At 71.2% G+C, this 15,161-nt stretch carries 13 protein-coding genes; 6 read left to right on the top strand and 7 right to left on the bottom strand.

Annotated elements, in window-relative coordinates:
- Positions 1–25 precede the first annotated feature (25 nt).
- Positions 26–487 (bottom strand): hypothetical protein, encoded by a 462-nt coding sequence (locus tag WBK31_RS02815; protein ID WP_364058009.1) that lies wholly within the window; start codon positions 485–487, stop codon positions 26–28.
- A 119-nt stretch (positions 488–606) separates the two neighbouring features.
- On the opposite strand from WBK31_RS02815, the gene WBK31_RS02810 reads away from it, so the two are divergent.
- Positions 607–1,149: a hypothetical protein gene (locus WBK31_RS02810; RefSeq protein WP_406674287.1), complete on the top strand. Its 543-nt coding sequence runs from the start codon at positions 607–609 to the stop codon at positions 1,147–1,149.
- Positions 1,150–1,688: 539 nt separating this feature from the next.
- Here the strand turns inward: WBK31_RS02810 and WBK31_RS02805 are convergent.
- On the bottom strand, positions 1,689–2,024 hold the full coding sequence (locus WBK31_RS02805) for an Lsr2 family protein (RefSeq protein WP_364058015.1): 336 nt from the start codon (positions 2,022–2,024) through the stop codon (positions 1,689–1,691).
- Positions 2,025–2,458: 434 nt separating this feature from the next.
- On the opposite strand from WBK31_RS02805, the gene WBK31_RS02800 reads away from it, so the two are divergent.
- The 4 genes from WBK31_RS02800 to WBK31_RS02785 all read left to right on the top strand — a co-directional run bounded on the left by WBK31_RS02800 (position 2,459) and on the right by WBK31_RS02785 (position 6,394).
- Positions 2,459–3,160 carry a TetR/AcrR family transcriptional regulator gene (locus WBK31_RS02800; RefSeq protein WP_364058018.1) on the top strand — a complete coding sequence of 234 codons (702 nt, stop codon included), beginning with the start codon at positions 2,459–2,461 and terminating at the stop codon, positions 3,158–3,160.
- Positions 3,157–5,028, top strand: a complete 1,872-nt coding sequence (locus tag WBK31_RS02795; RefSeq protein WP_406675440.1) for a protein kinase domain-containing protein — start codon at positions 3,157–3,159, stop codon at positions 5,026–5,028. Before WBK31_RS02800 ends, WBK31_RS02795 begins: the two co-directional genes overlap by 4 nt.
- 91 nt (positions 5,029–5,119) lie before the next feature.
- Positions 5,120–5,824 carry a DUF4097 family beta strand repeat-containing protein gene (locus WBK31_RS02790; RefSeq protein WP_364058021.1) on the top strand — a complete coding sequence of 235 codons (705 nt, stop codon included), beginning with the start codon at positions 5,120–5,122 and terminating at the stop codon, positions 5,822–5,824.
- A gap of 87 nt (positions 5,825–5,911) precedes the next feature.
- On the top strand, positions 5,912–6,394 hold the full coding sequence (locus WBK31_RS02785; RefSeq protein ID WP_364058024.1) for a hypothetical protein: 483 nt from the start codon (positions 5,912–5,914) through the stop codon (positions 6,392–6,394).
- A gap of 49 nt (positions 6,395–6,443) precedes the next feature.
- On the opposite strand, the gene WBK31_RS02780 is transcribed toward WBK31_RS02785, so the two are convergent.
- The 5 genes from WBK31_RS02780 to fdhA all read right to left on the bottom strand — a co-directional run bounded on the left by WBK31_RS02780 (position 6,444) and on the right by fdhA (position 12,518).
- Positions 6,444–8,396 (bottom strand): ABC transporter ATP-binding protein, encoded by a 1,953-nt coding sequence (locus tag WBK31_RS02780; RefSeq protein ID WP_364058027.1) that lies wholly within the window; start codon positions 8,394–8,396, stop codon positions 6,444–6,446.
- Positions 8,393–10,126 carry an ABC transporter ATP-binding protein gene (locus WBK31_RS02775; protein ID WP_406674286.1) on the bottom strand — a complete coding sequence of 578 codons (1,734 nt, stop codon included), beginning with the start codon at positions 10,124–10,126 and terminating at the stop codon, positions 8,393–8,395. Before WBK31_RS02775 ends, WBK31_RS02780 begins: the two co-directional genes overlap by 4 nt.
- Positions 10,126–10,785, bottom strand: coding sequence for a helix-turn-helix domain-containing protein (locus WBK31_RS02770; RefSeq protein ID WP_364058033.1), 660 nt, complete (start codon positions 10,783–10,785; stop codon positions 10,126–10,128). The genes WBK31_RS02775 and WBK31_RS02770 overlap by 1 nt, the downstream gene beginning before the upstream one ends.
- A gap of 122 nt (positions 10,786–10,907) precedes the next feature.
- Positions 10,908–11,234, bottom strand: coding sequence for an AAA family ATPase (locus WBK31_RS02765; protein WP_364058036.1), 327 nt, complete (start codon positions 11,232–11,234; stop codon positions 10,908–10,910).
- A gap of 60 nt (positions 11,235–11,294) precedes the next feature.
- Positions 11,295–12,518, bottom strand: a complete 1,224-nt coding sequence (gene fdhA / locus WBK31_RS02760; protein WP_364058039.1) for a formaldehyde dehydrogenase, glutathione-independent — start codon at positions 12,516–12,518, stop codon at positions 11,295–11,297.
- 381 nt (positions 12,519–12,899) lie between these two features.
- Here fdhA and WBK31_RS02755 point away from each other — a divergent pair, with 381 nt between their 5' ends.
- A complete protein-coding gene (locus tag WBK31_RS02755) occupies positions 12,900–13,916 on the top strand; it encodes a polysaccharide deacetylase family protein (RefSeq protein WP_378784790.1) in 1,017 nt (338 codons plus the stop codon).
- The last annotated feature ends 1,245 nt before the right edge of the window (positions 13,917–15,161 follow it).

Below are 15,161 nucleotides of genomic sequence, written 5' to 3'. Positions count from 1 at the left end.
GGGCTGGCGAGAAGTACTGGCCGGTTCAGAAGTACTGGCCGATATGGAAGGGGCGCACGGTCAGCGACGCCGACGCGCGGCTGATCACCTTGACCTTCCTGATGCCCTTCTTCCTGTCGATCCGCACCTTGACGCACTTCATCCGCACCTCGTGGTGCCCAGGCGGCGCGAAGCGGGAGATGATGATGCCGCGCCTGCCGAAGTTCCGCCCCGTGAGACCCACGCCCACCTCGCGGAAGGTGCGCCAGGAGCCCTTGATGGGGAAGGCCGTCGAGCCGACGATCGCGTGGCTGGCGGCGTCCGGGCAGTGCAGGAGCACGCGGATGACGTCGTTCTGGTGCGGCGACTCGGGCGAGACGAAGAAAGAGGTGAGCGTGCGCCAGACCGGCTTCTTGCCGTCGCCGTTCCCGTCGTCATCGTCCTCGGCGGCCTGTACGGGGGCGGCGACGAGCGCGAGCGTCACCGCCATGGCCGCGATCGCCCGCATCCATCCCCCTCGCCTTGTGTGGCCGGCGTCTCCCATGGTGGCGAACGCGACCGTCGTCGCGGCCGGCGCCACGCCGCACCGGCGGCTCGTCCGGACGGCGGGCGCATAAACTGCCGGATATGCGGCGTTTGAGCAGTACGGTGGTCGTGGTCGCCGGGGATGGGGCCGCTGACGTGATCGCGGGGCTGGACGACCGGCACAACGTGTACGCGATCCGGCGCGGCGAGCGCACCGCGGCCGAGGTGACGGATCTCGCGGCCAGGTCGGCGGCCACGTACGTGGTGCACGACGCCGACCCGCTGGCCGACGTGGCCGCGGCGTGGACCGCGTACTTCGACGGCACGGGCGTGGTCGGCGCGCTGGAGGTGGCCATCGAGGCCGCGCTCGCCGACCTGCGGGCGGACCGGCTGGCGCTGCCCGACTACTACCTGGTGCTGGAGTCCGGCGACATGCCACAGACGTGGCGGCACTGGTGGCTCGGCGTGCTGGCGGGGGAGGCGCCCGTACGGGTGGTGCCGGTGCCCGCGTCGTCGTCGGCGGTCGCCCATGAGCTGGGCCGCCTGGCGGCCGGTCGGTGGTGGCCCTCGGACCTGGAGACGTGGCTGCGCGGGCTGCCCAAGGTGGTGCCCGACCAGTTGCTGACGGGTCCGGCCCCGTCGTAGCCGGCGAGCAGGCGGCGCGGCCGCCCGCGACGCGCTGCCCGCCGGCGGGACCGAGGTCGTACAGGAGCGCCTCGTCGCGCATGGTGACGGCGTCGGGAGCGAAGAACGCGCACTGCCCGTGATCTCTGGCAGCGCGGATTTCAGGTGCGGCAGCGGCTCGCCCGTGTGGGTTTCTCAGGGGCGCACCCGGGCGGCGGCGGCCCGGCCCGGCCCGTGAGGACTCTTGGGGCACCCGTGCGGCGGCAGCAGGCCCGCGTATGTCTGATCGTGGCGGGCCCGGCCGTGGCCGCCGTAAGTGCTCCTCGCCCGGTCTCCGCCCTGCTCGGGAGAGCGGCTCGGAAGGGAGACGGTGGAGCGACTCCGGCGCTCGCCGGATAGGGGCCCGGTGGGGGCTCGACCCTGTCCGGCGGCGCGCGGCGAAGGCGGCGAAGCGGGCGCCTCCGGCGCGAGGAGTCACGTCACCGGCTCTGCCGGACGGAGGGGACGCGAGGTCGTCGCGCCCCTCGGCGCGTCCGTCAGCGGATCCGTGTCCGGATCCGTCAGTGAGCGGCCTCGTACTGCTCGACGACGGAGGAGGCGATGCGGCCTCGCTCGCTCACCGGCAGACCCTGGGCCTTGGCCCACTTGCGGATCTCGGTGGCCTTCTCGCGGCTCACGGCACGCGAGGAGCCGCCGCGGCGGCCGCGTCCGCCCCGGTCGGCGCGGACGGCCCTGGCCTTGGTGATAAACGGCGCCAGCGCCTTCTCGAGCTTCTCTCTGTTGGCTCCCGACAGGTCGATCTCGTAGTTGGTGCCGTCGAGCGCGAACCTCGTCGTGCCCTCGGCTTCACTGCCGTCGATGTCATCGATAAAGGATTCAACAATGCGCTTCGCCATTAGGTGCTCCAAATACGTTTACGTTGCAGGTACTGTAACGCTCTTCAGCAGGAATCGCATCTCAGGGGCGTGTCGTGCCTCCGATGGCCCGTCCTCCGGCGCTTTCCCTGGTCAACACTAAACATACCCTCCACCTCATGATTCCGGGTACGGGCCGGCGAGGCCCGCGGTTCGGCCTTCAATGGCGCCGAAACAGCGGTGTTGAAGAGCAATTCAAAGGACACGGTCCGGCCTCGGACATAGGCGAACTCGTCACATCGCCCCGCCCCGCGCGGCGCTGCTTCAACGGTTACTCAAGACCCGCAAGGGCCGGACGGCACGGCGCAGCGCGCCATTGACGGGCTTGCGACCCGGGAACGTTCCAGCAATCCAAGCCGCTTGCGCGGGTACTACCGCTCCCCTAAGTTACGGTCCATAACTTAGGGGGTGATCCGGTGCGGACGGGTGGCCGCCCGGCGAGCTTCACCGTCGCCGACGTGATCGCGGCCGGCAAGCGGATCGGGCTCAACGAGCTGACCATGCAGCGCGTCGCCGACGCGCTCGGCGTGACCACGGCGGCGATCTACCGCCACGTGCCGAGCCGCGCCGACCTGGAGACGCTGGTCGGCGAGGCCATACTCGACGAGCTGCGGCTGGCCGACGACCCCGACGAGCCGCTCGTCGCCCACCTGGTGAGCTTCGCGCTGCAGCTGCACCGCTTCGCGCTCGCCCATCCGGGCTGCGCCTCCTACATGCTGCGCCTGTTCCCGCGCGGGGCGTCCGGTCTCCGGCTGATGGAGGAGGAGCTGCTCGCCCTCGGCAGGCGCGGCTACGATCCCGCCGCCGCGACCGTCATCGCCTCCGGCGTCTCGATCATCGCGCTCGGCCTCACGGTGGCCCAGGAGGAGCGGGCCACCATCGCCGGGTCGCCGGTCGTCGCGCAGGCGCTCGCCTCGATGGACGACTCGGCACTGCTGCGTCAGGCCAAGTCCGGCATCCCCCACCACACCCCGGAGGACCTCTTCGTGCTGCTGCTCAGCGCGGCCGTCGAGGGGCTGGTCGCCCGGCTGCCGCCGGGCGCGCCCGTCCCGGACTCGCCATGGGCGCACAAGCCCCCCGGTGATCCCACCATCCCGACCACGGAGAAGACGCCCTGAACACCGACGACAACGGCCTACCGCCCCTGTCCCCCGAGGACCCCGCCACGGTCGGCCCTTACCGGATCGAGAGGCGGCTCGGCAGCGGCGGGCAGGGCGTCGTGTACGCCGGCCGCGCCCCCGGCGGCCCCCTCGTCGCGATCAAGCTGCTGCACGCCCACCTCGTCGCCGACGACGGCGCCCGCGACCGCTTCCTGCGCGAAGTGGAGACGGCCAAGCGGGTGGCGCCGTTCTGCACGGCCCAGCTGCTCGACTCGGGGTTCGCCTGGAGCCGGCCGTACATCGTCAGCGAGTACGTGCCGGGACCGTCGCTGCAGACCTCCGTACGCGACGACGGGCCGCGCGGCGCGGCGGCGCTGCACCGGCTGGCGATCAACACCGCCACGGCGCTGGCCGCCATCCACGCCGCCGGGGTGGTGCACCGCGACTTCAAGCCGGCCAACGTGCTGCTCGGGCCCGACGGTCCCGTAGTGATCGACTTCGGCATCGCCAAGGCGCTCGACCAGAGCCTGTCGGTGATCAGCAGCCAGCCGTTCGGCAGCCCGGCGTACATGGCCCCCGAGCAGATCTCCGGCGGCGAGGTGGGGCCGCCCGCCGACATGTTCGCCTGGGCCGCCACCATGTACTACGCCGCCACGGGCCGGCGCGCGTTCGGCGGCGAGGGCATCCCGGCGACGCTGCACGCGGTGCTGACGAGCGAGCCCGACCTGACGCCGCTTGACGAGCGGCTGCGCTGGCTGCTGCGCGACTGCCTGGCCAAGGATCCGACGCGCCGTCCGGCGTCGGCGCAGGTGGTGGAGCGGTTACGGGCGTTCGCCTCGTTGACGGACCCGCGCATGCCCAGCCTGGGTCCCGCGCCGAGCCCCGGAAACCCGCCGTGCTCCAGAGACCCATCCGCTCCTGGGCACCCATCCGCTCCTGGGAACCCGCCCGGGAATCCGTCATCGCCCGGGGGCCCGCCGTCCGGCCCCTTCGGCGTGGTTCAGGGGCCGCCGTCCGGACCCTTCGGCGCCGTCCAAGGACGACCCTCCGGACCCTCCGGCGCCGTCCAAGGACCACCTTCCAGACCTTTCGGCGCCGTTCAGGGGCCGCCCTCCGCCGACACCGGCCCGAGCGCGCAGGTGCAGGGGGCCGCGCTCGACACCGGACCCACTCCGCGCGGCAGGACGCGCGCGCTGAAGGTGGCCGTCCCGGTCGGGGCGGTGGCCGTGATCGCCGCCACCGGGATCGGCTGGTACGCCCTGTCGCCCGCCGTCTCCCGGCCTGAGGCGGCGGCCCGCACCCCCGTGCCAACCGCCACGCAGCCACCGCCGCAGCCCACCGCCGAGACGACGACCGAAGAACCCGCAGAAGAACCCGCAGAAGAGCCCACGGAGGAGCGCAAGCCCGCCGAGGCCAGGACCCGCAGGGCGAAGGACCTGGCGAGCTCACGGCCCAGATCCGCCACGCCCACCGCGCCGCGCCGCGTCCCCGCCACGACCGCCGCCCCGACCCCTGCCTCCGTTCCGACGAGGACCTCCGTTCCGACGAGGAAGGCGTCCGCGACGCCCACCCGCAGACCGGCGACCCGCACGCCCGAACCCACCGCGAAAGCATCGAGGTCACCGGCCTCCAAGCGCACCTCCGCCGCGCCCGCCCCCGAGCCCACCACGGGCACGATCTCGTGGTCGGACGTCGACGGGTACTGCAAGGCCAAGGGCTATTCGGGTTCGTACACCGCCGGGTGGACCTACACCGGCTGCAACGGCTCCGACTCGACGATAGACCTGGCCGCGGTGTGCCGGTGGAAGTACCCGGGCTACTCCAACGTCAGCGCCAAGATGCCGGCCAATCCGTGGATACCGACGACGACGTGCGACTTGTCCTGAGACCCCGCCGGGCCGAAGCCCCCGCTTTCAGGGGTGATTCCAGGGATGACCCGGAGGGCGAAGCGGGCCCGCCCCGGAAGAATGGTGCGACATGACGATGAGGAGAGCGGTGCTGATCGCGGGTCTCGCCGGGCTCGCGGCCGTGACGACGGCCTGCGGCGTGGGGGGCTACGTGAGCGAGGACTCCGTCTCGTACGACGTCCCTGACAAGGTGGCGGCGCTGCGGGTCACGACCGACAGCGGCACCATCGAGGTGGTCGGGTCCGACCGTGAGGGCATCCACGTGACCGAGCGGCTGCAGTGGCGCAAGGACAAGCCGACCACGTCCCACGACGTGCGCGGCGACACGCTGGAGCTGGCGTTCGAGTGCCCCACCGCGTGGGGGCTCGGCGCGGCCGGCGTCACCTGCGACGTGTCCTACCGGGTCGAGGTGCCCAAGGCGACCCGCCTCAAGCTGGCCTCCGATTCGGGCGATGTGAAGGTGATCGGCGTCGCGGGCGACGTGGAGGTCACCAGCGACTCCGGCTCGATCAAGGGTGACGAGCTGAGCGGCAAGCGGGTCATCACGAAGTCCGACTCGGGCGACGTGACGCTGGCCTTCGCCGGGCCGCCGGATTCGCTCACCACCGAGACCGACTCGGGGGACACCGAGGTACGCGTCCCCGAGGGGCCGTACCGGATCACCGCCAAGACCGACTCCGGTGACAAGGACATCAAGACGACCGGCGACGCCAAGGCGCAGCGCTCGATCCAGCTGACCAGCGACTCCGGCAACCTCGAACTCTCGCCCGCCTGACCGGGGAAGGCGGCGCTCCCGGCGTGGGCGGCGCCGCCAGAACGTAGGGTCGAGATCGTCACCACATCGGCCTTTTGTGGAGCGTCCATGACCGTCACTCCGGCGCAACTGCGGGCACTCGCGAACCGGGCAGAAGCACTCGCCGCCGAGGTCCGCGCCCTGTGCGCCCACCCCTCCCCTGTCACCACCCCGGACGCCGGCGCGTCGCCCGGCGCCGACCCCCTGGCGGCGGCGCGGCAGGCCGCCGACTGGCTGGCCAGGAGCACCGACGACCTGCGGCGCGCGGCGACCGAGCTGGCCAGGCTGCAGGTGGAGCCGTGCGGCCTGGCCTGGGCGGTCTGCCCCGAGCACGGCAACACGCTCTCCTCCATGGCGGGCGTGTCGAAGTGCCGGGTGTGCGGGTGGAGCCGGAGCACCCCGCGGCCGGGTCAGCCGTGCGGGGCGCCGGTGACGTGGAAGGTGATCGACCGGTCGGGCGGCGAGACGCGGATGTGCGACGGCCACGTGCTCGGCGCCCGCGCGGTCTCCCAGGGCGCCACGTTCATCCGCATCGACCAGGCCCTTACCTGACGGCGGGTTGCGGGAGGGCCCGCGCGGCCCCTCCCGCACCGCTCCTCGGCTATTCGACCTCCGCCACGGGCTGCGCGAACTGCGCCTCGTGCAGGCGGGCGTACGCGCCGCCCGCGGCGAGCAGCGACTCGTGCGTGCCCTGCTCGACGATCTGCCCGTTCTCCATGACGAGGATGAGGCTGGCGTCGCGGATCGTGGACAGCCGGTGGGCGATGACGAAGCTCGTCCGCCCCTTGCGCAGCTTGCTCATCGCCCGCTGGATGAGCACCTCGGTACGCGTGTCGACCGAGCTGGTGGCCTCGTCCAGGATCAGGATCGCCGGTTCGGCGAGGAACGCCCGCGCGATCGTGATGAGCTGCTTCTCGCCCGCGCTGACCGCCGCGCCCTCCTCGTCGATGACGGTGTCGTAGCCGTCGGGCAGCGTGTGGGCGATGCGGTCGACGTGGGCGGCCTCGGCGGCGGCCTCGATCTGCGCGCGGGTGGCGTTCTCGGCGCCGTAGCCGATGTTCTCGGCGATCGTGCCGCCGAACAGCCAGGTGTCCTGCAGCACCATGCCGATGTTGGAGCGCAGCTCCTCCCTCGGCATCTCGGCGATGTCCACGCCGTCGATCGTGATGCGGCCGCCGGTCACCTCGTAGAAGCGCATGATGAGATTGACCAGCGTGGTCTTGCCCGCGCCCGTGGGGCCGACGATGGCCACGGTCTGGCCGGGCTCGACGGTGAGCGACAGGTTCTCGATCAGCGGCCGGTCGGGGCTGTAGGAGAACGACACGTTCTCGAACGCCACCCGCCCCCTGACCTGCTCGGGCCGCGCGGGCTCGGCCGGCTCGGCCGACTGCTCGGCAGCCTCAAGCAGCTCGAAGACCCGCTCGGCGGAGGCGACGCCCGACTGCACCAGGCCCGCCATGCCGGCCACCTGGGTGAGCGGCTGGCTGAACTGGCGGGAGTACTGGATGAACGCCTGCACGTCGCCCAGCGAGATCGACCCCGACGCCACCTTGAGCCCGCCCACCACGGCGACCAGCACGTAGTTGAGGTTGCTGATGAACATCATGGCCGGCTGGATGACGCCGGAGATGAACTGGGCGCGGAAGCCGGAGGTGAACAGCGCCTGGTTGTGCTCGGTGAAGGTCTCGGCCGACTCCTTCTGCCTGCCGAACGCCTTGACCAGCGTGTGGCCGCCGTACATCTCCTCGATGTGGCCGTTGAGCTTGCCGGTCGCGGCCCACTGCGCGATGAACTGCGGCTGCGACCGCTTGCCGATGAACGCGGTGACGACGACCGTCACCGGCACCGTGACGACCGCGATCAGCGCCAGGATCGGCGAGATCACGAACATCATGGCCAGCACCGCGACGACCGTCAGCAGCGAGGTGACGAGCTGGCCCATCGTCTGCTGGAGGCTCTGGGCGATGTTGTCGGTGTCGTTGGTGGCGCGGCTGAGGATCTCGCCGCGCGGCTGGTCGTCGAAGTACCGCAGCGGCAGCCGGCTCAGCTTGCCCTCGATGCGCTCGCGCAGCCGGGCGACGGCCCGCTGCACGACGGTGGTGGTCATGCGGAACTGCGCGATGCCGAGCCCGGCCGCCAGCAGGTAGACGGCCAGCGCCCAGCCGAGCACCTGGGCCAGCTCGGTGAAGTCGATGCCCTGGCCGGGCACGACGTGCATCGAGGCGACCATGTCGGCGAAGGTGTCCTGGCCCTGGGCGCGCAGCCCGGCCACCGCCTGCTCCTTGGTGACGCCGGCCGGGAGCCGTTCGCCGATGACGCCGGAGAAGATCAGGTCGGTGGCGTGGCCGAGGATCTTCGGGCCGATCACGGTGAGCGCGACGCTGGACGCGCCGAGCAGCAGGATGACGATCACATGTGCGCGTTCCGGCCGCAGCAGCCGCAGCAGCTTGCGCAGCGTGCCGCCGAAGTCGAGCGGTTTCTCCGGCGGCCCGCCCATCATGCGGCCTGGGCCGATCTGCGGTTGGGGCCGGCGCGCGGGTGCCTGGGTCGTCATGCCGCGGCCTCCTGTTCGGTGAGCTGGGACAGGACGATCTCCCGGTACGTCGGGCAGGTCGTCATGAGCTCGGCGTGGGTGCCGCTGCCGACCAAGCGGCCGTCGTCGAGCACGAGAATGCGGTCGGCGTCGCGGATCGTGTTGACCCGCTGGGCCACGATCACGATGGTGGCGTCGGTGATCTCCTCGGCGAGCGCGGCCCGCAACCGGGCGTCGGTCGCGTAGTCGAGCGCCGAGAACGAGTCGTCGAAGAGGTAGATCTCCGGCCGGTGCACCAGGGCCCTGGCGATGGCCAGGCGCTGGCGCTGGCCGCCGGAGACGTTGGTGCCGCCCTGCGCGATCGGCTCCTCCAGCTTGTGCGGCATCGCCTCGACGAACTCGCGGGCCTGCGCGATCTCCAGGGCGTGCCACAGCTCCTCGTCGGTGGCGTCGGGGCGGCCGTACCTGAGGTTGGAGGCCACGGTGCCGGAGAAGAGGTAGGGCGCCTGCGGGACCAGGCCGACGATGCGGGAGAGCACGGCCGGGTCGAGGTCGCGTACGTTGACGCCGTCGACCAGCACCTCGCCGTCGGTCGCGTCGAACAACCTGGGGATGAGGTTGAGCAGCGTGGTCTTGCCGCTGCCGGTGCCGCCGATGATCGCGGTCGTGCGCCCGGGACGGGCGGTGAACGTGATGTCCGACAGCACCGGCTCCTCCGCGCCTGGGTAGCGGAAGCCGACCGAGCGCAGCTCCAGCTCGCCGATGCGGCGCTCGGGCGTGACGGGCTTCGCCGGCGGATGCACGGTCGGCTCGGTGTCGAGCACCTCCTTGATGCGCTCGGCGCAGACCTCGGCGCGCGGGATCATCATGAACATGAACGTCGCCATCATCACTGACATGAGGATCTGCATCAGGTAGGAGATGACCGCGGTCAGCGCGCCCACCTGCATGTCGCCGCCGGCGATGCGGTGGCCGCCGAACCAGACGACGGCGATGCTGGAGAGGTTCACGATCAGCATGACCGAGGGGAACATCAGCGCCATCAGCCAGGCCTTGAGCGAGACGTCGGTGAGCCGGTCGTTGGCCACGGCGAAGCGTTCGCGCTCGTGCTGGTCGCGGACGAACGCCCTGATCACCCGGATGCCGGTGATCTGCTCGCGCAGCACCTGGTTGATGCGGTCGATGCGCTCCTGCATGAGGCGGAACAGCGGCCGCATCCGTACGACGATCAGGCCGACCGCGACGACCATCACCGGCAGCACCACGAGCAGCAGCGACGACAGCGCGGTGTCCTGCCGCACCGCCAGCACGATGCCGCCCACGCACATGATCGGCGCGGCCACCATCATGATCAGCGTCATCATGACGAGGAGCTGGATCTGCTGCACGTCGTTGGTGCTGCGGGTGATCAGCGACGGCGGGCCGAACTTGTTGACCTCCTGGACGGAGAAGTCCTGCACCCGGTGGAAGACCGCGGCCCGCAGGTCCCTGCCGAGTGCCATGGAGGTGTAGGCGCCGTAGTAGACGGCCACGATCGAGCAGGTGATCTGGATGAGCGTGACGCCCAGCATCACGAGCCCGACGCGCAGGATCGTGCCGGTGTCGCCCTTGACGACGCCGTCGTCGATGATGTCGGCGTTGAGCGTGGGAAGGTAGAGCGTGGCCAGCGTCTGGACGAACTGGAAGAGGACGACGAGCGTGATCTCTTTCCCGTACGGCCTGAGCTGGACGCGCAGGAGACGGAACAGCATCAACTACTGCTTTCTGTGTCAGGGGTGGGGGTTTCCGGCTGGTCGAGCAGCCGGCCGAGCAGCACGAGGTCGTCGTCGTGCCGCTGCTGCGACGGCCGTACGAGCAGCCCGTCGAGGAGCAGGGACACGATCTGGGCGTCGTCCATGTCGTCGATCTCGTCGGCGCCATAGCTCGACTTCGCCTGCGCGGCGACCGCGATCAGCATGAGCAGCAGGTGCGCCGCGGTCCGGGGAGAACGGTGCAGCCGGTCGCGGTCGGGCTCCATGAGGGCGGCCAGCGCGTCGATGATCCGGTTGCGGCTGTCGACGAGATGCCGGCCGAATTCCTCGTCCTCCATCGCGAGGTCTCTGGCAGCGATGTGCAGCCTTTCGTTGATCGCCATGCCCTGGCGCACTTTGCCGACCACCCGCACCAGGCGGGCGCGCAGTTCGAGCTCGGTGCCGACGGCCTCGATCTCCTCGACCGCCGGCCGGGGGTCGAACGCGCGCACGAGCGTCGCCCGTACGAGCGACGCCTTGTCGGGGAAGACGCCGAAGATCGTGCCCTCGGCCACGCCGGCGGCCTCGGCGATCTGCCGGGTGCTCACCGCGGTGCCGTGCTCGCGCAGCAGGGGGAGCGTGGCCTCGACGAGTGCGGCCCGGCGGTCTTCCGGCGCCATCGCCGGCACCCTTCGCCTCTTACTCGCCGGCACCCTTCGCCTCATACTCATGGGATCGAGGCTAATGAGTGAGTACTCGCTCGTTCAACGGGTTTTTCGGAAGCTGTCCTTTTCGTGCGGGCTCATGGGGTCTGGTGAGGAGCCAGGCCGGTGGCGTCGAGAATTCTGCGGACGGTCTCCTGCGGCGTGCTGTCCTGCCCCACGATCGTCTCCCGCCCGCCCGGCAGCAGATCGCGCTCGCGGTACCACCGCCGCATCTGCTCCACGGTGAACTCGCTGCGCTGCGGGTCGTGCTCGCGCAGGATGTCGCGGCGCACGACGTCCTGGCCGATCAGGGCGAGGCCGCGGCGGCCGTACGCCTGCCTGAGCGCGCGGGCGACGCTGGTCTTGCCGGAGCCGGAGTTGCCGCGGATGACGACGAGGACGGTGCCGGGAGAGCCGCAGAGCACGCGCGACACCGTACCGGAGGCCGCCGGCCACGAGAGGCGGCCTCCGGAGGCGCGTCGGGCTCAGGCGGCGGCGCCGAGGTAGCCGTTCGGGTCGAGCACGTACTTGCGGGCCGCGCCCTCGTCGAACTCGTGGTAGCCGCGCGGCGCCTCGTCCAGCGGGATCGGCGTCGCGTTGACGGCCTTGGCGATCTGTACGCGATCGTGCAGAATCGCCTGCATGAGCTGCCGGTTGTAGCGCATCACCGGGCACTGGCCGGTCGTGAAGGCGTGCGACTTGGCCCAGCCGAGGCCGATCCTGATCGACAGCGAGCCCTGCTTGGCGGCCTCGTCGGCGGCTCCCGGGTCGCCGGTCACGTACAGGCCGGGAATGCCGAGCGCGCCACCCGCCCTGGTGACGTCCATCAGCGTGTTGAGCACGGTCGCCGGGCGCTCGGTCTGCGCCTCGCGGCCGTGGCCGCGCGCCTCGAACCCGACCGCGTCCACGGCGCAGTCCACCTCGGGCTCGCCGAGTATCTGCTCGATCTGGTCCTTCGGGTCGCCCAGCGAGACGTCCACGGTCTCGCAGCCGAAGCTGCGCGCCTGTTCGAGCCGCTGCTCGTTGAGATCGCCGACGATGACGACGGCGGCCCCGAGCAGCAGCGCGGACGCGGCTGCCGCCAGCCCCACGGGACCCGCGCCGGCGATGTAGACGGTCGAGCCCGGCTGCACCCCTGCGGTCACGCAGCCGTGGTAGCCGGTCGGGAAGATGTCCGAGAGCATCGCCAGGTCGAGGATCTTCTCCATCGCCTGGTCCTTGTCGGGGAACTTCAGCAGGTTCCAGTCCGCGTACGGCACCAGCGCGTACTGCGCCTGCCCGCCGACCCAGCCGCCCATGTCGACGTACCCGTACGCCGAGCCGGGCCGGTCCGGGTTGACGTTCTCGCAGATGCCGGTCTTGCCCTCCTTGCAGTTGCGGCATCGGCCGCAGGAGATGTTGAACGGCACGGACACCAGGTCTCCGGTCTTGATGAACTCGACACCTGGCCCCGTCTCGACGACCTCGCCGGTGATCTCGTGGCCGAGCACGAGCCCCTGGGGCGCGGTCGTACGGCCGCGGACCATGTGCTGGTCGCTGCCGCAGATGTTGGTCGCGACGGTCTTGACGATGGCGGCGTGGGGTACCTTGCGCCCCACGTTGGCCGGGTTGACGCCGGGGCCGTCCTTGAGCTCGAAATCGGGATAGTCGACTTCGTGCACCTCGACCTTGCCTGGGCCTTCGTACACGACTCCCTTGTTGCCGGACATGGGGCACTCTCCCTTGTCAGAAGGTGACGAGCGTGTGGATCTTCACGGCTGTTCAGATCACCTCACCTTCCCGGATATAAGGGACAGGAGCTGACATAGACGCACAAATCTGCATCTATTGCCGAGAATACCTTTCGACTCTCGCCCGGTCGCGGCCGTGACCGACTACGGGGCCGCCGTTGACCGACCCCTGCCGTAGGACTGAAAGAAGCTTTCATGGTTCCGATAATTTTCGGCCGCTATAGATACACGTGAGAGCCGCTGTTACCCGGGCTTTTACCGATGATGTACCGAAACATTTCTGCTTCTCGTTGACACATTTCGGAGGCGTACTCACAATGACCGGCAGGTGCAGCCCCCGAAATGATCAAAGGGACCAGCATGATCGAAAGGAAACGCCGCAGCGCGCTCGCCACCGCGCTTTTAAGCGGGCTCCTCGCCACCTGCCTCGCCGTGACCGTGACCTCCGCCGTCGCCTCGGCCTCCGCCGCGCAGCGCCACACCGCAGCCGCCGACTGCAGCGCGGGTTACGTCGCGCTGACGTTCGACGACGGGCCCAACCCCGGCAACACCGCCAACCTGCTCAACGCCCTGACCTCGAACGGCCTGCGCGCCACCATGTTCAACATCGGCCAGAACGCCCAGAACAACCCCTCCCTGGTCAGGGCACAGCGCGACGCCGGCATGTGGATCGGCAACCACAGCTGGTCGCACCCCCACCTGACCCAGCTCGGCAGCTCGCAGGTCGCCTCCGAGCTGCAGCGCACCCAGCAGGCGATCCAGCAGGCGACCGGCAGCGCGCCCCGGCTGTTCCGCCCGCCGTACGGGGAGACCAACGGCACGGTCAGGTCCGTCGCGCAGCAGCTCGGGCTCACCGAGGTGCTGTGGGACGTCGACTCCCAGGACTGGAACGGCGCCAGCACCGCCCAGATCGTCCAGGCCGCCAGCCGCCTGCAGAACGGCCAGGTCATCCTCATGCACGACCAGTACGCCACCACCCTGGCCGCCATCCCCCAGATCGCCGCGAATCTCCGCAGCCGCAACCTGTGCGCCGGCATGATCTCGCCCACCACCGGCCGGGCCGTCGCACCCGACGACGGAGGCGATCCCACCACCCCGCCGCCCGGCGACTCCTGCACCGCCACCATCACGCCCGGCCAGCAGTGGAACGACCGGTTCAACCTGTCCGTGACCGTGTCCGGGTCCAACTCGTGGATCGTCACCGTCACCCTGACCCCGCCGCAGCGCGTCATCGCCACCTGGAACGGCACCCCGTCGTGGGACTCCAGCGGGTACGTGATGACGATGCGGCCGAACGGCAACGGCAACACGTTCGGCTTCACGATCCAGCATGGCGGCAATTGGAACTGGCCCTCGGTCTCCTGCCGTACCGGCTGACCCGCCTCTGGCGGCGCGAGCGGGGGTGACCCGGCTCTGGCAGCGCGAGCGAGGGGTGACCCGCCTCTGGCAGCGCGAGCGAGGGGTGACCCGCCTCGTGGGGTGCGATGGGGGGGTGACCCGCCGCCGTGACCGACCGCCCGCGCGAGGCCGCCAGAGGTGAGCGACCGCAGCCCTCGCGCGGGCGCCGGAGTTGAGGCGGCCCACGCGAGCCGGAGCCGAGGCGACCCACGCGAGCCGGAGCCGAGGCGACCCACGCGAGCCGGAGCCGAGGCGACCCACGCGAGCCGGAGCCGAGGCGACCCACGCGAGCCGGAGCCGAGGCGACCCACGCGAGCCGGAGCCGAGGCGACCCACGCGAGCCGGAGCCGAGGCGGCCCACGCGAGCCGGAGCCGAGGCGACCGCAACAACGCGCCGGCGCGAGGGCCGGATAGGGCGAGCGGCCACCTCCCCGACGACTCGCCCTACGGGAGGCGAGACCAGGTGCGACCACAGGCCCCTGGCGCGAGGTGCCGGGCGGGGACGGCGGCGCCGTCTGCCGGGACGGCTGCCAGGGCGATGGCCGCCCCGCCCGGCTTCGCGCAGGCGCGCAGACGGGTGTGGGCTCATCCGGCCTCACACCCTGGAGCTCCCAGCCTCACTTTCCGCAGTGGCGGGTCGGGCGGGACGGCGGCTGCAAGGCCAGGCTGCGACCGCAGCCCACGGTCACCGGTCCGGGCAGGAGGTGCGGGGTCGGCTGGGGTGAGCGACCACCGCGGGCGGCCGGGGGCGCGAGAGGCCGGCCGATCCTGCCCGGACCGGCCCTCCACGCCCGGCCGGTCGTGGCCGTCCGCTCCCCCGGGGCGGTCCATGATGTCGCCCCCGGCAGGTCCGGGCCGTCCTCCTCTCGGCGGGTCAGGCCGTCCCCGTCCCACACGGTCAGAGCCGTCCTTCTCTCGGCAGGTCAGGCCGTCCCCCTCCCACACCGTCAGGGCCGTCCTCTCCCGGTGGGTCAGGCCGTCCCCCTCCCCCACCGTCAGGGCCGTCCTCTCCGGCCGGTCCGGGCCTTTCGACCTCTCTGGCCGGTCGTGAAGCCCTGGTGGCCTTCTAGTGCGGCCGGCCGGGGAGCTCGCGGCGGACCCACGAGCCGGGGGCCCGCCGCCAGGCCGGCGTCACGAGAGTGGCGCCGGCCATGCCGCGTCACGGGCGCGGCACCGACCGCACCGACGCCACGCACGCAGCACCAGCCACACCAACGCCACGCA

Origin of the sequence: Nonomuraea sp. N2-4H (genome assembly GCF_045291505.1) — a bacterium.
Taxonomy (GTDB): domain Bacteria; phylum Actinomycetota; class Actinomycetes; order Streptosporangiales; family Streptosporangiaceae; genus Nonomuraea; species Nonomuraea fastidiosa.
Note: the sequence above shows the minus strand (reverse complement) of the source record. Positions and strands in the feature narration are given on the sequence as shown.